The 20,162-nt window shown below is 73.2% G+C and carries 20 protein-coding genes; 12 read left to right on the top strand and 8 right to left on the bottom strand.

Annotation, left to right across the window (positions count from 1 at the left end; genetic code table 11):
• Nucleotides 1-1,314, bottom strand: a 1,314-nt coding sequence (locus ACZ4XX_RS11255) for an AfsR/SARP family transcriptional regulator (protein ID WP_468507671.1), incomplete at its 3' end; no start/stop codon positions are given.
• A 114-nt stretch (nucleotides 1,315-1,428) separates the two neighbouring features.
• Here ACZ4XX_RS11255 and ACZ4XX_RS11250 point away from each other — a divergent pair.
• Nucleotides 1,429-2,223 (top strand): site-2 protease family protein, encoded by a 795-nt coding sequence (locus tag ACZ4XX_RS11250; RefSeq protein ID WP_468507670.1) that lies wholly within the window; start codon nucleotides 1,429-1,431, stop codon nucleotides 2,221-2,223.
• 47 nt (nucleotides 2,224-2,270) lie between these two features.
• Here ACZ4XX_RS11250 and ACZ4XX_RS11245 read toward each other — a convergent pair whose 3' ends face one another.
• Nucleotides 2,271-2,468, bottom strand: coding sequence for a hypothetical protein (locus ACZ4XX_RS11245; protein WP_468507669.1), 198 nt, complete (start codon nucleotides 2,466-2,468; stop codon nucleotides 2,271-2,273).
• 101 nt (nucleotides 2,469-2,569) lie between these two features.
• Nucleotides 2,570-3,283 carry an NADPH-dependent F420 reductase gene (gene npdG, locus ACZ4XX_RS11240; RefSeq protein WP_468507668.1) on the bottom strand — a complete coding sequence of 238 codons (714 nt, stop codon included), beginning with the start codon at nucleotides 3,281-3,283 and terminating at the stop codon, nucleotides 2,570-2,572.
• Between the two features lie 106 nt (nucleotides 3,284-3,389).
• Between npdG and ACZ4XX_RS11235 the strand changes: the two genes are divergently transcribed.
• Both ACZ4XX_RS11235 and ACZ4XX_RS11230 read left to right on the top strand, forming a co-directional pair.
• Nucleotides 3,390-3,992 (top strand): hypothetical protein, encoded by a 603-nt coding sequence (locus ACZ4XX_RS11235; protein WP_468507667.1) that lies wholly within the window; start codon nucleotides 3,390-3,392, stop codon nucleotides 3,990-3,992.
• Between the two features lie 74 nt (nucleotides 3,993-4,066).
• Entirely contained in the window at nucleotides 4,067-5,383 is a 1,317-nt protein-coding gene (locus ACZ4XX_RS11230) for an MFS transporter (protein WP_468507666.1), read from the top strand.
• Between the two features lie 81 nt (nucleotides 5,384-5,464).
• Here ACZ4XX_RS11230 and ACZ4XX_RS11225 read toward each other — a convergent pair whose 3' ends face one another.
• A complete protein-coding gene (locus ACZ4XX_RS11225; RefSeq protein ID WP_468507665.1) occupies nucleotides 5,465-5,704 on the bottom strand; it encodes a hypothetical protein in 240 nt (79 codons plus the stop codon).
• Nucleotides 5,705-5,765: 61 nt separating this feature from the next.
• On the opposite strand from ACZ4XX_RS11225, the gene map reads away from it, so the two are divergent.
• Nucleotides 5,766-6,623 carry a type I methionyl aminopeptidase gene (map, locus tag ACZ4XX_RS11220; protein ID WP_383590518.1) on the top strand — a complete coding sequence of 286 codons (858 nt, stop codon included), beginning with the start codon at nucleotides 5,766-5,768 and terminating at the stop codon, nucleotides 6,621-6,623.
• A 115-nt stretch (nucleotides 6,624-6,738) separates the two neighbouring features.
• Nucleotides 6,739-7,389, top strand: coding sequence for a biliverdin-producing heme oxygenase (locus ACZ4XX_RS11215; protein ID WP_468507664.1), 651 nt, complete (start codon nucleotides 6,739-6,741; stop codon nucleotides 7,387-7,389).
• 21 nt (nucleotides 7,390-7,410) lie between these two features.
• Here the strand turns inward: ACZ4XX_RS11215 and ACZ4XX_RS11210 are convergent, their stop codons facing one another.
• The 3 genes from ACZ4XX_RS11210 to ACZ4XX_RS11200 form a co-directional block, all read right to left on the bottom strand.
• A complete protein-coding gene (locus ACZ4XX_RS11210) occupies nucleotides 7,411-8,091 on the bottom strand; it encodes a PhzF family phenazine biosynthesis protein (RefSeq protein ID WP_468507663.1) in 681 nt (226 codons plus the stop codon).
• Nucleotides 8,092-8,208: 117 nt separating this feature from the next.
• The gene (locus ACZ4XX_RS11205) at nucleotides 8,209-9,846 is read right to left on the bottom strand and encodes an HtaA domain-containing protein (RefSeq protein WP_468507662.1); all 1,638 of its coding nucleotides are present in this window, start codon (nucleotides 9,844-9,846) and stop codon (nucleotides 8,209-8,211) included.
• 94 nt (nucleotides 9,847-9,940) lie between these two features.
• On the bottom strand, nucleotides 9,941-11,395 hold the full coding sequence (locus tag ACZ4XX_RS11200; protein ID WP_468507661.1) for an HtaA domain-containing protein: 1,455 nt from the start codon (nucleotides 11,393-11,395) through the stop codon (nucleotides 9,941-9,943).
• A 138-nt stretch (nucleotides 11,396-11,533) separates the two neighbouring features.
• Here ACZ4XX_RS11200 and ACZ4XX_RS11195 point away from each other — a divergent pair, with 138 nt between their 5' ends.
• The 7 genes from ACZ4XX_RS11195 to ACZ4XX_RS11165 all read left to right on the top strand — a co-directional run bounded on the left by ACZ4XX_RS11195 (nucleotide 11,534) and on the right by ACZ4XX_RS11165 (nucleotide 19,127).
• Nucleotides 11,534-12,565 carry a heme/hemin ABC transporter substrate-binding protein gene (locus tag ACZ4XX_RS11195; protein ID WP_468507660.1) on the top strand — a complete coding sequence of 344 codons (1,032 nt, stop codon included), beginning with the start codon at nucleotides 11,534-11,536 and terminating at the stop codon, nucleotides 12,563-12,565.
• The gene (locus tag ACZ4XX_RS11190) at nucleotides 12,562-13,659 is read left to right on the top strand and encodes a FecCD family ABC transporter permease (RefSeq protein WP_468507659.1); all 1,098 of its coding nucleotides are present in this window, start codon (nucleotides 12,562-12,564) and stop codon (nucleotides 13,657-13,659) included. The genes ACZ4XX_RS11195 and ACZ4XX_RS11190 overlap by 4 nt, the downstream gene beginning before the upstream one ends.
• Complete coding sequence (locus ACZ4XX_RS11185) at nucleotides 13,656-14,555, top strand: heme ABC transporter ATP-binding protein (RefSeq protein WP_468507658.1); 900 nt, start codon at nucleotides 13,656-13,658, stop codon at nucleotides 14,553-14,555. Before ACZ4XX_RS11190 ends, ACZ4XX_RS11185 begins: the two co-directional genes overlap by 4 nt.
• Nucleotides 14,556-14,721: 166 nt before the next feature.
• Entirely contained in the window at nucleotides 14,722-15,876 is a 1,155-nt protein-coding gene (gene efeO / locus ACZ4XX_RS11180) for an iron uptake system protein EfeO (RefSeq protein ID WP_468507657.1), read from the top strand.
• A gap of 28 nt (nucleotides 15,877-15,904) precedes the next feature.
• Nucleotides 15,905-17,191, top strand: coding sequence for an iron uptake transporter deferrochelatase/peroxidase subunit (efeB, locus tag ACZ4XX_RS11175; protein ID WP_468507656.1), 1,287 nt, complete (start codon nucleotides 15,905-15,907; stop codon nucleotides 17,189-17,191).
• Between the two features lie 30 nt (nucleotides 17,192-17,221).
• Nucleotides 17,222-18,103, top strand: coding sequence for an iron uptake transporter permease EfeU (gene efeU / locus ACZ4XX_RS11170; RefSeq protein ID WP_468507655.1), 882 nt, complete (start codon nucleotides 17,222-17,224; stop codon nucleotides 18,101-18,103).
• Nucleotides 18,060-19,127, top strand: a complete 1,068-nt coding sequence (locus ACZ4XX_RS11165; protein ID WP_468507654.1) for an SCO2278 family lipoprotein — start codon at nucleotides 18,060-18,062, stop codon at nucleotides 19,125-19,127. The genes efeU and ACZ4XX_RS11165 overlap by 44 nt, the downstream gene beginning before the upstream one ends.
• A gap of 234 nt (nucleotides 19,128-19,361) precedes the next feature.
• On the opposite strand, the gene ACZ4XX_RS11160 is transcribed toward ACZ4XX_RS11165, so the two are convergent.
• Nucleotides 19,362-20,141 carry a bifunctional DNA primase/polymerase gene (locus ACZ4XX_RS11160; RefSeq protein ID WP_468507653.1) on the bottom strand — a complete coding sequence of 260 codons (780 nt, stop codon included), beginning with the start codon at nucleotides 20,139-20,141 and terminating at the stop codon, nucleotides 19,362-19,364.
• Nucleotides 20,142-20,162 lie beyond the last annotated feature (21 nt).

Genomic DNA, 20,162 nt, shown 5'->3' with positions numbered 1-20,162 from the left:
CCCCACCGGCAACGGACCCAACGGCCGCACCACCTCCCCCGGCACCCCCAACGGCTCCCGGCTCGTCGCAAGAATCCGCAACTCCGGGCAACGGGCGAGGAGGGTCTCGGCGAGTGCGGCGGCGGCCGTCACGAGATGCTCGCAGTTGTCGAGGAGCACCAGCATCCGGCGGCCCGCGCAGTGCTCGACGAGTCGGCCGAGCGGGTCGTCCCCGGCCCTCAGCTCCTCGGCTCCGGCGCCGCGCAGCACCGTCTCACGGGCGCCGACAGCCGCGAGGACGGCCTCCACCACCGCTTCCGGGTCGGTGACGGCCGCGAGTTCGGCGACCCAGACGCCGTCCGGCCAGGCCCCGTCGGCGGCGCCTCGCTCGGCCGCCTCCTGGGAGAGCCGGGTCTTCCCCGCGCCCCCGGGCCCCAGCAGGGTGACGAGCCGGGCCGTGCGCAGGTCGTCCCGGAGGGCGGCGATCTCCTCGTCGCGGCCGACGAAGCTGGTGAGCCGCGCGCGCAGGTTGCCCCGGACGGAGGTCTCCTCCCGCTTCGCCGCGGCCTTCTCCTTCCCGGGCGCCGGTGCGGGTGCGGGCTCGGGCGTCCGCGGTCCCGCGAGCAGCTCCGTATGGAGGGCGCGCAGGGCCGGCGAGGGGTCCGTACCGAGGCGGTTGGCGAGGGCGCGCCGGACCGACTCGTACGCGGCGAGGGCCTCGGCGGCACGTCCGGTGTCCCGCAGGGCCCGGATCCGCAGCGCCTGGAGGGTCTCGTCCAGGGGGTGGGCGGCGCAGAGGGCGGTCAGTTCGGGGAGGGCCGTGGGCGCCTCCCCGAGCCCGAGGGCGGCGTCGAGCCTGGCCCGGCGGACGTCGAGTCGGCGGGCCTCCCAGCGGGGGGCCTCCGCGTCCCGGTCGGGCAGGTCGGCGAGGGCGGGCCCGCGCCAGAGCCCGAGGGCCTCGTCGAGGAGGACGGCGGCCCGGGCCGGGTCCCCGGCGCCGAGCGAGGCCACGCCTTCGGCGGCCAGCCGCTCGAAGCGGCGGGTGTCCACGTCCTCGGGCCGGGCGTCGAGCCGGTAGCCGCCCTCGGCGGAGACGATCCGGTCCCGGCCGAGGGCCTTGCGGAGCCGTCCGACGAGGGCCTGGAGCGCGGCGACGGCGTCGGCGGGCGGCTCGTCGCCGTGCCACACCTCGTCGACGAGGTCCGGTACGGGCACGGTCCGGCCGGCCCGCAGGGCGAGGACGGTGAGCAGCGCACGGACCCGCGGGCCGCCGACGGCCACGTCGGTGCCGTCGGGCGTGCGGGCGAGCGTCGGGCCGAGGACGGAGTAGTGCACGGGCCCATTCTCCGTGAGAGGGTCCCCGACTCCGGAACTCGCCCCGTCACCCGATACGTTTCCCGCACATCAGGCACCGAACGGCGCCACCTCCGTCCCCTGGGAGCTCCCGCGATGACCACGGCCACCACCCGGCGCCACGAACGGCGGATCAGCCCCGTCTTCCTGGCGATCCTCGCCGTCATGGCCGTCACGGGCTGGGCGGTGTGGACGGACTTCGCCGCCCTGCCCGGTCTGGCGATCTTCCTCTTCGTGACCTCGGCGTGGGTGGTGTCGCTCTGTCTCCACGAGTACGCGCACGCCCGTACGGCCCTGCACGGCGGTGACATCACGGTCGGTGCGAAGGGCTATCTGACCCTGAACCCGCTGGCGTACACCCACGCCGTCCTCAGCATCATCCTGCCCGTGCTGTTCGTGATCATGGGCGGCATCGGCCTGCCGGGTGGGGCGGTCTTCATCGAGCAGGGCCGGATCAAGGGCCGCTGGAAGCACAGCCTGATCTCGGCGGCGGGCCCGCTCGCGAACGTGCTGTTCGCACTCGTCTGCACGGCTCCGTTCTGGCTGGACGCGCTCGACGGCGTCCCGCTCGCGTTCCAGTTCGCGCTGGCCTTCCTGGCGTTCCTCCAGGTGACCGCGGCGCTGCTGAACCTGCTGCCGGTGCCGGGCCTCGACGGGTACGGGATCGTCGAGCCCTGGCTGTCGTACAAGGTGAAGCGGCAGATCGAGCCGTACGCGCCGTACGGCTTCTTCATCGTGATCGCGCTGCTGTTCGTGCCGGCGGTCAACGACGGCTTCTTCGACGCGATCGACGCGCTGATGCGGTCGCTGGGTGTGCCGGAACTGTCCCGCTACTGCGGCTCGCAGCTGTTCCGGTTCTGGCAGGAGACGCCGGAGTTCTGCCAGGTCTGATGCGGGGGCGCCGGTCTGTGCCGGAGCGGGCCGGTGCCGGGACCGCCTCAGGCGCCGGTCTGTGCCTCGGCGCTCGCGGCCTTCTCGACCTTCGCGCGGCGGATGTAGTACCAGGCCATGTTGGAGGACAGACCGGCGATCAGGACCCAGACGACGCCGAGGAAACTGCCCTCGACGAAGGAGACGACGGCCGCGGTGACGGCCAGGGCGCAGACCACGAGGGCGAAGAGGGCGAGGCGGGGCATGGGGGTCGGCTCCTGTCCGGGTACGGCTGCTGTGCCCGTCCAGTGTCCCCCATGCCCTCCGTCCGGCCCGGACCGGCTCGGGCGTCCTGCCCGGAAGCGGCTCAGATGTCGGTGACGCGCAGCCCGGCGTGGGCCTTGTAGCGGCGGTTGACCGAGATCAGGTTGGCGACGAGCGACTCGACCTGGTGGGCGTTGCGCAGCCGGCCGGCGAAGACACCGCGCATGCCGGGGATGCGGCCGGCGAGGGCCTGGACGAGCTCGACGTCGGCGCGCTCCTCACCGAGGACCATCACGTCCGTGTCGATCTCCTCCAGGGAGGTGTCCTGGAGGAGGACGGCGGAGAGGTGGTGGAAGGCGGCGGCGACGCGGGAGTCCGGGAGGAGCGCGGCGGCCTGCTCGGCGGCGGAGCCCTCCTCGGGCTTGAGGGCGTAGGCGCCCTTCTTGTCGAAGCCGAGCGGGTTGACGCAGTCGACGACGAGCTTGCCCACGAGCTCCTCGCGCAGTGACTCCAGGGTCTTGGCGTGCCCGTCCCACGGCACGGCGACGATCACGATGTCGCTGCGGCGGGCGCATTCGGCGTTGTCGGCGCCCTCGACGCCGTGGCCGATCTCACCGGCGGCCTCCTGGGCGCGGTCGGCTGCGCGGGAGCCGATGATCACCTTCTGGCCGGCCTTGGCCAGTCGGTAGGCGAGGCCGCGGCCCTGGTCGCCGGTACCGCCGAGGACGCCGACGACGAGGCCGGAGACGTCGGGGAGGTCCCACGGGTCCTTGGGGGCGGCCTTGGGGACGGGGGTGCTGGGAGTCGAGGAAGTCATGGACCCGACATTACCGAGCGGTCGGCACGCCGGGACCGCTCCCGTACGGGTGGAACCACCGCAACCGGCCACGCGCGGGGCCCTGTCTGGTGCAGGATGCGGGGCCATGGATGCCGTACGGGTCGCGTTGCTGCGGGAAGTGCTCGCCGGGACGGAGTGGCCACGGGCGGCCCGGCGGTTCGCGGGCGCGCTCCGGTCCTCGGTCGTCCCGCACCGGGGCGGGCTGCTCCTGGTCGGCACGGAGGAGTACGAGCCCTGGCACCTGGCGGCGCACCTGGTCGACGAGTCGGCCTGGTCGGGGATCCCCGAGCTGACGCCGACGCTGGTACGGCACCGGGTGCGGCCGGGGGATCCGGCGCATCTGGCGGTCGGACTCGGTCGGCTGGAGGCGGCGGGGCGCGGGGCGACGCTGCTGATGGTGGCGCCGGAACGGCCGGACCCGGGGCTGCTGCAGCGGGTGCACGACGCCCGGCGGGCGGGGGCGACGGTGCTGTCGCTCGGCGGGGGCGACGAGGAGGTGTGCGGGCTGGCGCACGAGACGCTCACGGTGGCGGAGGGGGCGGAGGTCGACCTGGACACGGTGCAGCATCTGGTGAGCGCGGCCGCCGGCGAGAACAGCCTGCCGTCACCGCGGGGGAACCGCCGCTTCCGCGACCGTCTCTCGGACCTCGCGGACCGGCTGACGGCACCACCGCCGGCGCGCTGGTAGGAGCGGGCGCAGCCAGGAGAGGAGACAGGAAAATCGTTTGCCTCGTCCGGTTCGTCACCGGAGCATGGCCTTTCGTGTCTCCTGCCTTCGCGAAGCTCTCCGCGCTCCTGCCCGATCTGGCGCCGTGGCGCGCGTCCCGGGACTTCCGGCTCCTCTGGGTGCAGGGGCTCGTCACGTACTTCAGCAGCGCGATGGCGATGATCGCCCTGCCGCTGCAGATCAAGGACCTCACGGGTTCGCCGCTCGCCGTCGGCGCGATGGGCGCGGTCGAGCTGGTGCCGCTGGTGGTCTTCGGCCTGTACGGCGGGGCGCTGGCCGACGCGGTCGACCGGCGGAAGGTGATCCTCCTGACCGAGGCGGGTCTCGGTCTGCTCGCCGCGATCCTGCTGGTCAACTCGCTGCTCCCGACCCCGATGCTCTGGCCGCTGTACGTGGTCGCGGCCGGGGTCTCGGCGCTCGCGGGGCTCCAGCGGCCGGCCCTGGACTCGCTCCTGGCCCGGATCGTGCCGCACGAGCACCAGACCGCGGCGGCCGCGCTGAACTCACTGCGCTGGCAGATGGGGTCGATCGCGGGCCCGGCGCTCGCGGGCCTGGTCGTGGCGTACGCGGGTCACGCGCCCGCGTACGGGGTGACGATCGTCGGTTTCGCCGCCTCGGTGCTGCTGTGCCGCCGGCTCTCCCCCGCGCCGCCCGCGCACGACGCGGAGAAGCCCTCGCTGCGGGGCATCGCGGAGGGCGCGCGGTACGCCTGGTCGCGGCCGGTGCTGCTCGGCACGTACGCGGTCGACCTCGCGGCGATGTTCTTCGCCTTCCCGAACACGATCTTCCCGTTCCTCGCGGACGATCTGGACGCGGACTGGTCGCTCGGCCTGATGTACGCGGCGGGTTCGGTCGGCTCGCTGGTGCTGGGCCTGACCAGCGGCTGGACGTCGAAGGTGCGCCGGCACGGGCTGCTCGTGGTCGCGGGCGCCGCCGGCTGGGGTCTGGCGATCGCGGCGGCGGGCTGGTTCGGGAACATCTGGCTGGTCCTGCTCTGCCTGGCCTTCGCCGGGGCCGGCGACATGCTGAGCGGTCTGGGCCGGGCGACGATCTGGAACCAGACGATCCCGGAGGAGCTGCGCGGCCGGCTCGCGGGCATCGAGGTGCTCTCGTACAGCGTCGGCCCGCAGCTGGGCCAGGTCAGGGCGGGCGCGATGGCGGGCTGGACCGGCACCCGGTCGGCCGTCTGGTCGGGCGGCGTGGCCTGCGTCGCCTCGGTGAGCCTGCTCTGCCTCGCGCTGCCGAAGCTCCTCACGTACGACTCCGAGACCGACGAGGACTCGCTGCGCCGCAAGGCTCAGCAGGAGGCGGCACAGCAGGAGGCGGCGGGGCGGGAGGCCGCGCGCCCTTAGGCGAGGAGAGCGGGACCCGGCCGGGACCGTGCGAACGATCCCGGCCGGGTCCCCGGCCACTTCCCGGCTCTCGGACAGGGCCTAGTCCGGGGGCTCCTGCGCTTCCGGCTTCCCCGCCTTGTCGTGCCAGCGCGGGTCGGTCTCCCACTCCAGGTTCCGCTCGCGGGCGGTCTCCATCGCGTGGGCCGCCTCCTCGCGGCTGGCGTACGGGCCGAAGCGGTTCTTCGCCGGGCAGTCGGGGCCCTCTTCGACCTTCTTGTGCTCCAGGCAGTAGTACCACTCGCCCGGTTTGCCCGCGGTGCGCTTCTTGAACAAAGCCATCGTCGTCGGCTCCTTCCTCCGAGACCATGCTGCCCCAGACCCGGTCGTTAGACTCGCTGGCATGTCTGGCCAGTCGCTTCTCGTCCCGGGGGAGCTCTCCCCCCATCGTTCCGTTCCGGGCTCCATCCGCCGCCCCGAGTACGTCGGAAAGCCCGCCCCGACCCCGTACAGCGGGCCCGAGGTGCAGGATTCCGACACCATCGAGCGGATGCGGATCGCCGGCCGCATCGCCGCACAGGCGATGGAGGAGGCCGCCAAGCACATCGCCCCGGGTGTCACCACCGACGAGCTCGACCGGGTCGCGCACGAGTACATGTGCGACCACGGCGCCTACCCGTCGACCCTCGGCTACCGCGGGTTCCCGAAGTCGCTGTGCGCCTCGATCAACGAGGTCATCTGTCACGGCATTCCGGACTCCACCGTCCTGCGGGACGGCGACATCGTGAACCTCGACGTCACGGCGTACATCAACGGCGTCCACGGCGACAACAACGCCACCTATCTCTGCGGCGACGTCGACGAGGAGTCGCGGCTGCTCGTGGAGCGGACCCGGGAGTCCCTGAACCGGGCCATCAAGGCGGTCAGGCCGGGCCGCCAGATCAACATCATCGGCCGGGTCATCGAGTCGTACGCCAAGCGCTTCGGCTACGGCGTCGTCCGTGACTTCACCGGGCACGGCATCAACTCGTCCTTCCACTCCGGCCTGATCGTCCCGCACTACGACTCGCCCCACCACACCACCGAGATCAAGACCGGCATGACCTTCACCATCGAGCCGATGCTGACGCTCGGCACCCACGACTACGACATGTGGGACGACGGCTGGACGGTCGTGACCAAGGACCGGAAGCGGACCGCTCAGTTCGAGCACACGCTCGTCGTGACGGAGACCGGGGCGGAGATCCTGACGTTGCCCTAGCCGTTCGATTGGGTAGAGCCTTTACCGACAGGACGTCGGGAACCAGTTGACTTAGGTAAGCCTAACTTGGCAGGATCGTCACTGGTTCCCGTCCCATCGGTCCCGGAGGCACGCTTTGGACACGCCCTTCTCCACGCTCATCCGTACGGCCTCGCACGAGCAGCACACGGAGGCGGAGACGTCGTCCTTCATGGGCGACCTCCTGGGCGGACGCCTGGCCGTCGACGCCTACGCGCGCTACACCGAGCAGCTCTGGTTCGTGTACCGGGCCCTCGAGGAGGGCGCGGAGGCCCTGCGCTCGGACCCCGTCGCGGGGCCCTTCATACAGCCCGAACTGTTCCGCACGGCCGCCCTGGAGCAGGACCTCGCCCATCTGCGGGGCCCCGGCTGGCGCGCCGGGGTCTCCCCGCTGCCCGCCACCGTCGCGTACGCCGAGCGGGTCGCCGAGTGCGCCCGTGACTGGCCCGCGGGGTACGTGGCCCACCACTACACGCGCTACCTGGGCGACCTGTCGGGCGGTCAGATCATCCGCGACAAGGCGGAGCGCACCTGGGGCTTCGCCCGCAAGGGCGACGGCGTCCGCTTCTACGTGTTCGACACGATCTCCAACCCGGCCGCGTTCAAGCGGGGCTACCGGGAGCTGCTCGACGGGGTGAACGCCGACGACCTGGAGAAGCAGCGGATCGTCGACGAGTGCAAGCGCGCGTTCGCCTTCAACAGCGCGGTCTTCCACCAGCTGGGCGGGGAGTTCCCGCTCAGCGCGTGAGCCTTCGGGACCTTCCCGCGCTCAGCGCGTGAGGGTCCCCTCCAGGCGGACCCGTCCGCCGAGTTCCACGATTCCGTCAGGGCCGGGGGCAGTGAGCAGCTGCGAACCCCGGCCCTGCGTGATGTTCAGGGCCCGTCCCAGCTCCGCCGTGAGCAGCAGCGCCGCCGCGCCGGTCGCCTCGTCCTCGTCGATGCCGTCGCCCCGGCCCGGGAAGGCGCGCGCCCTGATCCGGCCGGCGGCCTCCTCCTCCCAGGCCCAGGCGTAGATCCACTCGCCCGGCTCCGGCACGTCGAGCGCCTCCACCTCGGCGGCGGAGCCGTACTGGCGCAGGGTCCGCGGCGGCGCCCACTCGGCACGTGCCTCGATCCAGGTGAACTCCCCGTCGCCGCGCACCCACACCTCGCCCGCGGGCGGGACGACGACCTCGAGGTCGAGCAGCCAGGCGGCGCCGACCAGCGGGTGTCCGGCGAAGGGCAGCCGCAGGCCGGGCGTGTAGATGTCGACGATCCCGCGCTCGGGGTCGTCCACGAACACGGTCTCGCTGAACCCGAGCTCCTTGGCGAGCGCCTGCCGGGAGGCCTCGTCGGGGTGGGTACGGGCATCGCGTACGACTCCGAGGGCGTTGCCGTGCCGGCCGTCGGCCGCGCAGAAGACCCGGAGGACGTCGATGTCGGTGGCGGCGCTGGGCAGGGTCGTGTTCATGGCGGAAATTGAACCATTTCGCGACGCGCCGGCAGGACCGCACCCGGGAATCGGGTGCGGTCCTGCCTCTTCGGGGGGGGCGGTTCCTCGTGGATGCGCCGAGGACGTGGTGGTGGCTCAGGACTCCGTGGCGCGGCGGCGTACGGCGACGACGACGGCCGCTCCGGCCGCGGCGAGGGCGCCCGCGGCGCCGAGCAGGAGGCCGGTCGGGGCGCCGGCGCCGGTCGCCGCGAGGGAGCCGGAGCCGCCGACCGTACCGGCGCCGCCGACGGTTGCGCCGCCGCCCGTGGTGGACGAGCCGCCGGCCGTGCCACCGCCGCTGGTGCCGGTGGAGCCGGAGCCGCCGGTCCCGCCGGAGGTCGAAGGCAGCGTGGCGTCCTCGTCGAGCGAGAGGGTCAGGGTCAGCGGGTCCATCTCGGTGCCGGTCGGGTAGCCGCCCCGGCCGCCGGGGGCGGCGAAGGTGGCGGAGCCGGCCGCCGTCAGCCTGACCGGAACGTTCGCGAGGGTGACGACGCCGTCCTTCGCCGCCCAGTCGGACTTCGACAGGTCCAGGTCGGCCAGGGCCACGTCGTTCTGGGCGCCCCGGGCGCTGGTGACGTCGGCGGTGAGGGTGCCGGTGGAGCCGCTCGCCTTCACCTTCACGTCGCTGATGGTCCAGTTGATGTCGTGGGCGGCGCAGACGAAGGCGAGCTTGCCGGAGAAGGCGGCCTCGGCCTTGCGGGCCTCGGCGTCGAGGTCGGCCTTGACGAAGCCGAACGTGTAGGACGTGCCCTGCTTCTTCGCGCCGCCGGATGCGGTGACCGTGCCGCCGCACATCTCGCCGATGTACCTCTGCCAGCTCTGCTTCACGCCCCAGGTCAGCTTGCCGTCGACGACGCCGGAGGGGTCGCCGGTCGGCTGCGTGGTGGCCGGGGCAGTCGTGGCGGGCGCGGTCGTGGCCGGGTCGGTCGGCTGCGTCGCGGTCGGGCCCGGGCCGGTGGGCGCGGTGGTGGTCGGCGCGGGGCTGGTGGGGGCCGTGCTCGTCGGGGCGGTCGTCGGGGCCGTCGTGGTCGGGGCGGTGGTCGGCGGCTCCGTCGTGGGCGGCACGGTGGTCGGCGGGGCGGTCGGCCGGCCGGCCGCCTTCACCGTGAGGGTGGCGGCGTCGAGCTCGTCGCCCTCCTTGTAGAAGCCCGCGAAGGCCGCGGCGCCGTCCTTCGTCAGCTTCGCCGGTATGTCCTTGAACGTCATGGCGCCGCCCGCGCCCTGGGCCGGCCGGACACCGGTCATGTCGAGCGCGGCGATGGCGATGTCCGAGCGGGTGGAGACGGAGCCGTCCTTCTCCTTGGTGACGACGTCGGCGGTGATCTCGCCGGTGGGCGCGGCCGTGCCCCTGGTCGACAGCCGGACGTCGGAGATCCGGATGTCGAGGGCGCCGTGGTGGGCCTCGAAGCGGACGCCGCCCTTGAAGGCGTTGGCGGTGGCGTGCGTGGTCGTGTCGTACGTGCCGGTTCCGTCGACGAAGGTGAACACGCCGTTGTCCGGGGCCTGCTTGGCGCCGCCTTCGAGGGTGGTCCTGCCCTGGGCGAAGCCACCGGCCAGGTAGGTACGGAAGGACTGCTTGATGCCCCAGTCCAGCGTGCCGTCGCTGAGCGTCGTCGGGGGCGCGGTGTCGGCCGCCGCGGGGAGCGCGAGGGCGACGGCGCCGGTGCCGAGGGCGGCGGCCGTGGCGACGGCCGCGGCCAGGGTGACGGATCGGTGGCGCAAGGGGGTGGGCATGACGGGGTTCTCCTAGGGGGACGCGGGGCGCGAAGGGGGGTGCGCGCGCGGGGGATTCAGGGGTTCAGGCCGTGGGAATTCAGGCCGTGGGAGTTCAGGCCGTGGGAGTGGCGCCGGTACGTCGACGGCGGACGGCGACGAAGACCGCGAGCACGGCGGCGAGCAGCACGCCCGCGCCGATCGCGAGGTACAGGCCGGTGGAGGAAGAGGAGGTCGAGGAGGCCGCGGCCGGGGCGGGAGCGGCCGAAGCGGCCGGAGTCGGGGCGGTCGGCGGGGTGGTCGGCGGGGTGGGCTTCGCCTCGCTCCCGAGGTCCGGGAGCGCGGGCAGCCGGGCCTGGGTGTCGACGGCGACGGCCAGGGACACCGGGTCCATCGCGGTCCCGGCCCTGTACATCCCGCCGAAGGCCTCAGCGCCGCCCTCGGTGAGGGTGGCGGGTGCCTCGGTCACGACGGCGAGGCCGTTCTCCGGGGTGAGACCGCGGGCGGTGAAGGTGACGAGGGGAACGGCCCTCTCGGTCTTCCCCGCGCTGGTGACGTCGGCGCCGAGGGTGCCGGTGCCGCCGCTCACCTTCACGGTGACCTTGCCGAGCGTGAGGTCGAGGTGGGCGCCGGTGAAGCGGACGCTGCCCGTGAAGGCGGCGTCGAGAGTGCCCTTCCTCGGGTCGTACGTGCCCTTGCCGCCGGGAAAGCGGAAGAGCGCGCCGCCGTCCTGGGCGCCGTCGGCGAGGGTCCACTTCCCCTGGGAGACGGCGCCGGTGACGTATTCGCGGAAGGTGCGCCGCACGCCCCAGTCGACGGCGGCGGTGGTCAGGCTTCCGGCGGCCGGGGCCGTGCGGGCCGGACTCGTCGTGGCGGAAGGCGTCGTGGCGGGCTTCCCGGCCGGTTCGGCGCCCGGCGCGGTGGTCGTGCCCGGCGTCGTCCTCGGCGCCCGTACGTCGACGGTGAGGCTGACGGGGTCGAGCGCCGTACCGGCCGGGTAGTAGCCGGCGAAGGCGCCGGCGCCCTGCGCGGTGAGGGTGGCGGGCACGCCGCTGAGCGAGACGGGGCTGCCCCCGCCCCGCATGTCGACGCCCCCGACGTCGAGGGTGGCGAGCGGCACCTGGGAGGAGACGGTCGTCCGGCCGCTGCCCTTGGCCTTGCTCGCCATGTCGGCGTAGAGGGTGCCGCTGCCGCCCTGGATCCGGACCCGGGGGCGGCTGAGGGTGAGGTCGAGCTCGTTCGTGCCGTCCGCCTTGCGGTGGCCGGTGAAGTGGACGCCGCCGGAGAAGGCGGCTTCGAAGGCGCCGGTCTCCGGGTCGTACGAGCCCTGCGCCGAGTGGAAGCGGAACTGGCTTCCGCCGATGGTGGCGGCTCCGCCGGTGAGGCCCCAACTGCCCTGGGCGATGGGCCCGGTGACGTAGCTCTGGAAGGAGGACCTGATGCCCCAGTCGAGCCGTCCGCCCTGCACCGTGCGGCTCTCCGCGCGGGCGGTGCCGGCCGGGACGAGGGCGGCGAGCAGGGCCGCGAACAGGGTCACGGCGAGCGCGCGGGCGGGTCTGGACAGCATCATGGAACCCCTCCGAGGGCTGGCGAGTAAGGTAAGGCTAACCTAAACTACGTCGAGCCTCGGCTGGAATCCCCCGGCGACGAACTCGTCCGACCAGCACCACGGCAGTACGAAGCGGAACGAACGACAGGACGGTGTCCGGTGCGCAGAACTCGCCTCGCGGGAGCGCTGACAGCAGTGCTGACCCTCGCCCTCATGGCGACCGGCTGCAGTGACGCAGGCAGTGACGGGACCGGAAACGGAAGCGGAAGCGGAAGCAACCCATCCGGAAACCATGCGTCCACCACAGCCCGCGACCGGGTCGAGCCGCTCGCCGACCCGGTCGCGCCCCGGCTCCCCGTCACCGTCCCCTCGGCCGACGGACGCACGGTCACCGTCACCTCCACCGACCGGATCGTGCCGCTCAGCGGCTCCCTCAACGAGATCGTCTTCACCCTCGGGCTCGGCCCGAAGGTCGTCGCCCGGGACATCACCGCCACCTTCGAACAGGCGGCGAAGCTCCCGGTGGTGACCCGCGCCCACGACGTCTCCGCCGAGAGCGTGCTCTCGCTGCGGCCCACCGTCGTCCTCGCCGAGGGCACCACGGGACCGGCCGAGGCCATCGCCCAGATCCGCGACGCGGGCATCCCGCTCGTCGTCGTGAAGCCCGCGAAGGCACTCGCCGACGTGGGCACCCGGATCGACGCGGTCGCCGCCGCCCTCGGCGTCCCGGACTCCGGCACGGCGCTCAGGAAGCGCACCCAGGAGCGGATCGACGCCGTACGGAAGGACATCCCGGCCCGCGAGGAGAAGCCGAGGGTGGCCTTCCTCTACGTCCGCGGCACGGCCGCCGTCTATCTGCTCGGCGGCGCCGAGTCCGGCGCGAGTTCGCTCCTGGAGGCCGCCGGGGCGATCGACGCGGGCAAGGAGTCCGGCCTCACCAAGGACTTCACGCCGATCACCAGCGAGGCCCTGGCGAAGGCCGCGCCCGACGCGATCCTCGTCATGAGCAAGGGACTCACCTCCGTCGGCGGGATCGACGGCCTGGTGAAGGTGCCCGGTGTCGCCGAGACCCCGGCCGGCGCCGACCGCCGGGTCGTCACCGTCGACGACGGCGTCCTCCTCAACTACGGCCCGCGCACCGACCAGGTCCTGAAGTCCCTGGTCGGCCAGTTGTACGGGGAGAAGAAGTGACGGCGCTCCAGGAGACCCCGCCGGCACCCGGCAGGGACCCGTCGACGCACGCTCCTCCCGCCGCCCGGCCGCGCACCGCCGCCCTCCTCACCGCCGGCCTCCTCGGCGTCCTGCTGCTCCTCGCCCTGCTCTCCGCCGGGATCGGGGCGTACCGGATCCCGCTCGGCGACGTCCTCTCCTCCGCGCAGCACCGGATCGGGCTCGGCGGACACGCACTCGACCGCACCGCCGAGAGCGTCCTGTGGAACATCCGGCTCCCCCGGGTCGTCCTCGCCGTCCTCGTCGGCGCCTCGCTCGGCTGCGCGGGCGCCCTCATGCAGGGCGTGTTCGGCAATCCGCTCGCCGAGCCGGGTGTCATCGGCATCTCGGCGGGCGCGGCCGTCGGCGCCGTCGGCGCCATCGCGCTCGGCCTCACCTTCGTCGGCAACTGGACGGTGACGGTCTGCGCGTTCGCCGCCGGGCTCGCGACCGTGTTCCTCGTGTACGCGATGTCCCGCTCCGGCGGCCGTACGGAGGTGGTGACGCTGATCCTCACCGGTATCGCGGTGAACGCCTTCGCAGGCGCGCTCATCGGCCTGTTCATCTTCTTCGCCGACAACGCGCAGGTCACCCAGATCACCTTCTGGCAGCTCGGCTCGCTCGCCCAGGCCACCTGGCCGAAGGTCCTCGCCGTGCTGCCGTGCGCACTCGTCGGCCTCGCCGTCGCCCCCTTCTACGCCCGCCGGCTCGACCTGCTCGCCCTCGGCGAGCGGCCCGCCCGGCACCTCGGTGTGGACGTGGAGCGGCTGCGGGTCGCCCTGGTCCTCGTGGTGGCGCTGCTGACGGCGGCCGCCGTCGCGGTGGCCGGGATCATCACCTTCGTCGGCCTGCTCGTCCCGCATCTGCTGCGGATGGCGAACGGCCCGGGCCACCGCTTCCTGGTGCCGGGCAGCGCGCTCGGCGGCGCGGTCGTCCTCGCGGCCGGCGACCTCGCGGCCCGTACGGTCGCGGCCCCGGCCGAACTCCCCCTGGGCGTCCTCACCGCCCTCCTCGGCAGCCCGTTCTTCTTCTGGCTGCTGCGCAGGACCCGTCGCAGGCAAGGTGGTTGGGCATGACGTCCGTACGACTCCGGGGGCTGCTCCCCGCCCTCGCGCACCGGCGCACGCGCGCACTGCCCTCCCCCGCCGCGCCGGGCGAGACGGTCGCCGAGGCCGTCGGCGTACGGGTCGAACGCGGCGGCCGGGCCGTGCTGGACGCCGTCGGCATCGGCGTGCGGGCCGGAGAGGTCCTCGCCCTGGTCGGGCCCAACGGGGCCGGAAAGTCGACCCTGCTCGCCGCGCTCGCCGCCGATCTCGCGCCGACCGCCGGAGAGGTACGGATCGGGGGCCGGCCCGCGGCCGGCTGGACGCCCGGCGAACTCGCCCTGCGCCGGGCGGTGCTGCCGCAGGACGCGGCGCTCTCCTTCCCCTTCGCCGTCGCCGACGTGGTGCGGATGGGCCGGGCCCCGTGGGCGGGGACCGAGCGGGAGGACGAGGACGAGGCGGCGGTCGCCGAGGCGATGGCCGCCACCGAGATCGAGGCCTTCGCCGGGCGCCCGTTCTCCGCGCTGTCGGGCGGCGAGCGGGCCCGGGTCGCGCTTGCCCGGGTCCTGGCCCAGCGGACCGGCCTCCTGCTGCTCGACGAGCCGACGGCCGCGCTCGACCTGCGCCACCAGGAACTGGTGCTGCGGATCTGCCGGGAGCGGGCGGCCGCGGGGGACGCGGTGGTGGCCGTGCTCCACGACCTCGGGCTCGCGGCGGCCCACGCGGACCGGGTCGGGGTGCTGCACGGCGGCGGGATCGCGGTGGAGGGACCTCCCTCCGAGGTCCTCGGGGAGGAGCTGCTGAGCCGGGTCTACCGGCAGCCGGTGGAGGTCTTCCCGCACCCGCGGACCGGCGTCCCGCTCGTCGTGCCGAAACGGATCGACGCCACCCTCGAGGAGCGGGGAAACAGGACAATTCGCCTCCCTTGACCCGCCCTTGACCACTCTATGAGAACCCCATGAAGCCCCTGTGATCCCGCCGTGTCCGGTCCGCCGGACCTGAGAGCTGAATCACTGGACGACCGGGTATGGCTGAGGTAAGCCTCGGTTAAGTTAGGTCCGCCTCAGTCCCCGTCCCCGTGTTTCTGGAGTCCCCATGCGCGCCGTTCGCCTCTCCGTCGTCACCGCCGCAGCGACCGCGGCGGCCCTGGCCGCCGTCACGGGCTGCACCGAGAAGAGCGACGCCAAGGCGGACGACGGCACGATCACCGTCGTCGCCAAGGACGACTCCTGCGAGGTCTCGAAGAACGAGTTCCCGGCGGGCCACGTGCAGCTGTCCGTCGAGAACCGCGGCTCCAAGGTCACCGAGGTCTACGTCCTCTACCCGGACGACCGGATCGTCACCGAGCGCGAGAACATCGGCCCCGGCACCAAGGCGAGCCTGACCGCCGAGATCAAGTCCGGCGACTACGAGATCGCCTGCAAGCCCGGCATGGTCGGCGACGGCATCCGCCAGAAGGTCAAGGCCACCGGCGGCGCGGCCGGCGTCAAGCGCTCCCCCGAGATGGACGCGGCCGTCGCCGCCTACCGCCAGTACGTCCAGGCGCAGGCCGACGCGACCCTGCCCAAGGTGAAGGTCTTCACCGACGCCGTCCGCGCCGGTGACGTCGAGGCCGCGAAGAAGGCCTACGCCGAGTCCCGGATCGGCTGGGAGCGCACCGAGCCGGTCGCCGAGTCCTTCGGCGACATCGACCCCAAGGTCGACGTCCGCGAGGACGGCCTCGAGGAGGGTCAGGACCCGGCGAAGGACTGGACGGGCTGGCACCGTCTGGAGAAGGCGCTCTGGCAGGACAAGAAGATCGGCGACCGCGAGAAGGAGCTCGCCGGCCTCCTCGACAAGGACCTCGCGGACTGGGTGAAGCGGGTCGGCAAGGCCGAGATCACCCCGACCTCGATGGCCAACGGCGCCAAGGAGCTCCTCGACGAGGTGGCCTCCGGCAAGGTCACCGGCGAGGAGGAGCGCTACTCGCACACCGACCTCGTCGACTTCAAGGCCAACGTCGAGGGCGCTCAGAAGTCCTTCGACCTGCTCAAGCCGGTCGCCACGAAGAACGACCCGAAGCTCGTCGCCGACCTGGAGAAGCAGTTCGCCGCGCTGAACACGCTGCTCGACAAGTACCGCACCGACAAGAACAGCTACGTCTTCACCTCGTACGAGAAGGTCGGCAAGCCCGAGCGCAAGGAGCTGTCGGACGGCGTCAACGCGCTGGCCGAGCCGCTCTCCAAGCTCGCCGCCGCCGTCGTCAAGTAACGGTCGCCGAGCACGGGGAGACGCGAACATGTCCGAGGAGATCCAGGAGACCCGGGAGTCGGCGCCGGCGGCCGGGTCCGCCGCGCCCTCCCGGCGCACGGTCATCGCCCTGGGCGGTGCCGGGCTCGCGCTCGGTGCCGCCGCGGCGGGCGGCGCCGCCGCCCTGCTGACCGGGGAGGGGGACACCCCCGTACCGGTCGCCGACAGTGGCGCGGCCGTCCCCTTCCACGGCCCGCACCAGGCCGGCATCGCCACCGCCGTCCAGGACCGGCTGCACTTCGCGGCCTTCGACGTGACGACGACCGACCGCGCCGAGCTGGTCCAGCTCCTCAAGGACTGGACGCGGGCGGCCGAGCGCATGACGGCCGGGGCCGAGGTCGGCGAGGGCGCGTACGGCGGCCTCCCGGAGGCGCCGCCGGACGACACCGGCGAGGCCCTCGGCCTCAAGCCGTCCCGCCTCACCCTCACGATCGGCTTCGGCCCCACGCTCTTCGACGGGCGTTTCGGGCTGAAGGACCGGCAGCCCGGGGCCCTGGTGGAGCTGCCCAGGTTCCCGGGCGACAACCTGGATCCGGCACGCAGCGGCGGCGACCTCTGCGTCCAGGCGTGCGCGGACGACCCGCAGGTCGCCGTGCACGCCATCCGGAACCTGGCACGGATCGGCTTCGGCAAGGTCGCGGTGCGCTGGTCGCAGCTGGGCTTCGGCAAGACGTCCTCGACGACCCCGGACGCCCAGACCCCCCGTAACCTCTTCGGCTTCAAGGACGGCACCCGCAACATCGCGGGCACCGAGACCGAGCGGCTCGCGAAGCACGTCTGGGTCTCCGGGGAGGACGCCGCGGGACCGGCCGCCTGGATGGACGGCGGCTCGTACCTCGTCGCCCGCCGCATCCGCATGAACGTCGAGACCTGGGACCGCACCCCGCTCGCCGAGCAGGAGGACATCTTCGGCCGCGACAAGCGCGAGGGCGCGCCCGTCGGCAAGGCCAAGGAGCACGACGAGCCGTTCCTGAAGGCGATGAAGCCCGACTCCCACGTCCGGCTCGCCCACCCGGACACCAACGCCGGGGCGACCCTCCTGCGCCGCGGCTACTCCTTCACCGACGGCACGGACGGTCTCGGCCGCCTGGAGGCAGGACTGTTCTTCCTGGCGTACCAGAAGGACGTGCGGACCGGCTTCATCCCGGTGCAGAGCTCCCTGTCACGGGCGGACGCCCTCAACGAGTACATCCAGCACGTGGGTTCGGCGCTGTTCGCGATCCCGCCGGGCGTCCGGGACAAGGACGACTGGTGGGGCCGGGCGCTGTTCTCGTGACACTCCACGCAACCCCGGGAGGGAACCGGCGTGTTCAGTAACTATCTGATCGGCCTGCGCGAGGGCCTCGAAGCCAGCCTGGTCGTCTGCATCCTCATCGCCTATCTGGTGAAGACCGGCCGGCGGGACGCGCTGAAGCCGATCTGGATCGGCATCGGCGTGGCCGTCGGGGTGGCCCTGGCCTTCGGCGCCGGTCTCGAGTTCGGCTCCCAGGAGCTGACCTTCGAGGCGCAGGAGCTGCTCGGCGGCTCGCTCTCGATCGTCGCGGTGGTCCTGGTGACCTGGATGGTCTTCTGGATGCGGCGCACCGCCCGGCATCTGAAGGCCGAGCTGCACGGGAAGCTGGACGCGGCCCTGCAGATGGGCACCGGCGCACTGGTCGCCACCGCCTTCCTCGCCGTGGGCCGCGAGGGCCTGGAGACGGCGCTGTTCGTGTGGGCGTCGGTACGGGCCTCCTCGGACGGCACGTCCGCCCCGCTGATCGGTGTCCTCCTCGGACTGACCACGGCGGTGCTCCTCGGCTGGCTGTTCTACCGGGGCGCGTTGAAGATCAACCTGGCCGTGTTCTTCACCTGGACCGGCGGGATGCTGGTCGTGGTGGCGGCGGGCGTCCTCGCGTACGGCGTGCACGACCTCCAGGAGGCCCGCTTCCTCGACGGCCTCGCGGACAAGGCCTTCGACATCTCGGCGACGATCCCGCCGGACAGCTGGTACGGCACGCTCCTCAAGGGCGTCTTCAACTTCCAGCCGAACCCGACGGTCCTTCAGGTCACGGTGTGGGCGCTGTATCTGGTCCCGACGCTCGCGCTGTTCCTGGCCCCGATAGGGTCGGGTCCGTCCGTGCGGGTGAAGAAGCAGAAGGCGACCGATGAGAAGGCTGACGCTGAGGCGAGCGCCGAGACCACCGCTTGAGCGGCTGTCGGCAGAACGGTCCACGAGAGCCGCGCGCCCCGCGCGTCCCGTACGTCTGCTCGCGGCGACGGCGGCCGCGACCGTCCTCGCACTGACGGCGAGCGGCTGCGTCACCGTGCACGGTGAACTCGCCCTGATGCCGCCGGCCACCCAGGCCGAGGCCGCGCAGGCCCTCGCCGACTTCACCACCGCCTACAACCGGGCCGACAAGGCCCATGACCCGGCCCTGTCCACGGACCGGGTCACCGGTCCGCTGGGCGAGATCAACCAGGCGGGTCTGCGCGCGCGTGCGGTGACGTCCCCCGGCGCCAACCCGAACCACCGCCCCCTCGAACTGTCGGACGCGCGCTTCGTGCTGCCCAGGAAGGCGGGCTGGCCGCGCTGGTTCCTCGCGGACACCGACCCCAGCACGGACACCGACGAGGGCGCCGGCGACCAGCGCTGGCTCGTCGTCTTCGTCCGCAACGGGCCCCAGCAGCTGTGGGAGGCCGCCCACCTGGTGATCCTGAGCCCGTCGCAGGTGCCCGAGTTCGCCGAGGAGGAGGGGTACGCGGTGCCGGTCGCCGCGGACACCGACACGCTCGCGGTCGCGCCCGAGGACCTCGGCGACGCGTACGTCTCGTACCTGAAGGACGGGCAGCCGGGGCCGTACGCGGCGGGGCCGCACACGACGATGCTGCGGGAGCAGCGGCAGAAGGGCGCCAAGCGTCCGGGGCTCGCCACCCAGTACCTGGACCGGGTCGCGGACCAGGGTGACTTCGCGCCGCTCGGGCTGCGGACGAAGGACGGCGGCGCGTTCGTCTTCTTCGCGACGCGGTTCTTCGAGCGGCAGACGGCGGCTCCCGGCTACCGGCCCAAGGTGGACCCCGACATCAAGGCGCTGCTGACCGGCGAGGTCAAGAACACGGTCACCAAGGAGTGGGTGTCCAACCAGGCCGTCCTGGTGAAGCCCGCGGGCACCGACCGCGACGGGGTCACGATCAGGGCCCGGCTCCAGGGCGTGGTGGGCGCGCAGGGCTCGTAGCGGCCCGGTCGCCCGCTGGACGGGCCGTCCCGGCTCGCGCGTCTGCTCGGGCGCCGACTCAGGCCGCCGCGCAGGCCGCCGCGCAGGCCGCCGCTCGGACCGTTCCTCAGCGGGTCGCCCCGCCGACGGGGTCACCGCGTCGGGCGGTCAGCAGGTCGCCGCGTCGCGGCGTCGGCAGGTCAGCGGTCAGCGGGTCAGCGGGTCAGCGGGTCAGCGGGTCAGCGGGTCAGCGGGTCAGCGGGTCAGCGGCCAGGCGATCTCGTGGGCCGTGTGCTCGCCGTCACCCTCCGCCTCGCGGGCGGCAGCGTGGCGGGCGCAGGCGTCCTGGAGGGTCTCCAGAAGGTTCAGCGGGTCGGGAAGCGGGTGCTCGGGGCCTCGGAGCCAGGCGACGACCGGATGGGCGCTCTCGTCCCCGGGAAGCCGGGCGGGCGGCACGAGCACGTAGCTGCCGCGGCAGTGCCAGCGGAGCCCCGGGTGCTCGTCCATGGTCTCGGGGTGGCAGTCGAGCTCACACGGCCACCACTCGTCCTCGTCCTCGGGGGTGCCGCGGGTGGCGGTGAAGAAGAGCATCCGTCCGCCGACCGGGTCGACGTCGGCGGACTCGGCGACCGGTCCGACCTCGACGCCCTCGGCGAGGAGGCGCTCCAGGGCGGCGCGGCCGGCGGCGAGCGGCACGTCGAGGACGTCGTGGACCATGCCGGTGGCGGTGATGAAGTTCGCCTCGGGCTCGTTGCGGGCCCAGCGCTCGATCTGGGCGCGGTCGGTGGTCGACTGCGTCTGCCAGGCGAAGGAGACCGGGTGCCGGGCGGGGGTGGGACAGCCGATCCGCTCACAGGAACAGCTGTAGCCGACGGGATACGCGGCGGGGGCGAGGGGCAGCCCGGCGGCGGCGACGGCCAGGAGCAGCTTCTCGCGGTCGTTCTCGTCGTCGGCCGCGGTGCGTTTCGGGCGCCTGCGCAGCCACTGTGCGAGTTTGCTCTCCGTGCCGCGGTAGCGGTCGATCCCGTCGCCCATCTATCCCCTCACACCTCATGC

It is taken from the genome of Streptomyces sp. NPDC029956, from assembly GCF_055574655.1.
This window is presented reverse-complemented; position numbering and strand designations above follow the sequence as displayed.

Excerpts from the sequence above, each read along its gene's own strand:
- ACZ4XX_RS11250 (WP_468507670.1), top strand. The coding sequence starts at position 1,429 with ATGACCACGGCCACCACCCGGCGCCACGAACGGCGGATCAGCCCCGTC.
- ACZ4XX_RS11245 (WP_468507669.1), bottom strand. The coding sequence starts at position 2,468 with ATGCCCCGCCTCGCCCTCTTCGCCCTCGTGGTCTGCGCCCTGGCCGTC.
- npdG (WP_468507668.1), bottom strand. The coding sequence starts at position 3,283 with ATGACTTCCTCGACTCCCAGCACCCCCGTCCCCAAGGCCGCCCCCAAG.
- ACZ4XX_RS11235 (WP_468507667.1), top strand. The coding sequence starts at position 3,390 with ATGGATGCCGTACGGGTCGCGTTGCTGCGGGAAGTGCTCGCCGGGACG.
- ACZ4XX_RS11225 (WP_468507665.1), bottom strand. The coding sequence starts at position 5,704 with ATGGCTTTGTTCAAGAAGCGCACCGCGGGCAAACCGGGCGAGTGGTAC.
- map (WP_383590518.1), top strand. The coding sequence starts at position 5,766 with ATGTCTGGCCAGTCGCTTCTCGTCCCGGGGGAGCTCTCCCCCCATCGT.
- ACZ4XX_RS11210 (WP_468507663.1), bottom strand. The coding sequence starts at position 8,091 with ATGAACACGACCCTGCCCAGCGCCGCCACCGACATCGACGTCCTCCGG.
- ACZ4XX_RS11205 (WP_468507662.1), bottom strand. The coding sequence starts at position 9,846 with ATGCCCACCCCCTTGCGCCACCGATCCGTCACCCTGGCCGCGGCCGTC.
- ACZ4XX_RS11200 (WP_468507661.1), bottom strand. The coding sequence starts at position 11,395 with ATGATGCTGTCCAGACCCGCCCGCGCGCTCGCCGTGACCCTGTTCGCG.
- ACZ4XX_RS11185 (WP_468507658.1), top strand. The coding sequence starts at position 13,656 with ATGACGTCCGTACGACTCCGGGGGCTGCTCCCCGCCCTCGCGCACCGG.
- efeO (WP_468507657.1), top strand. The coding sequence starts at position 14,722 with ATGCGCGCCGTTCGCCTCTCCGTCGTCACCGCCGCAGCGACCGCGGCG.
- efeB (WP_468507656.1), top strand. The coding sequence starts at position 15,905 with ATGTCCGAGGAGATCCAGGAGACCCGGGAGTCGGCGCCGGCGGCCGGG.
- ACZ4XX_RS11165 (WP_468507654.1), top strand. The coding sequence starts at position 18,060 with ATGAGAAGGCTGACGCTGAGGCGAGCGCCGAGACCACCGCTTGAGCGG.
- ACZ4XX_RS11160 (WP_468507653.1), bottom strand. The coding sequence starts at position 20,141 with ATGGGCGACGGGATCGACCGCTACCGCGGCACGGAGAGCAAACTCGCA.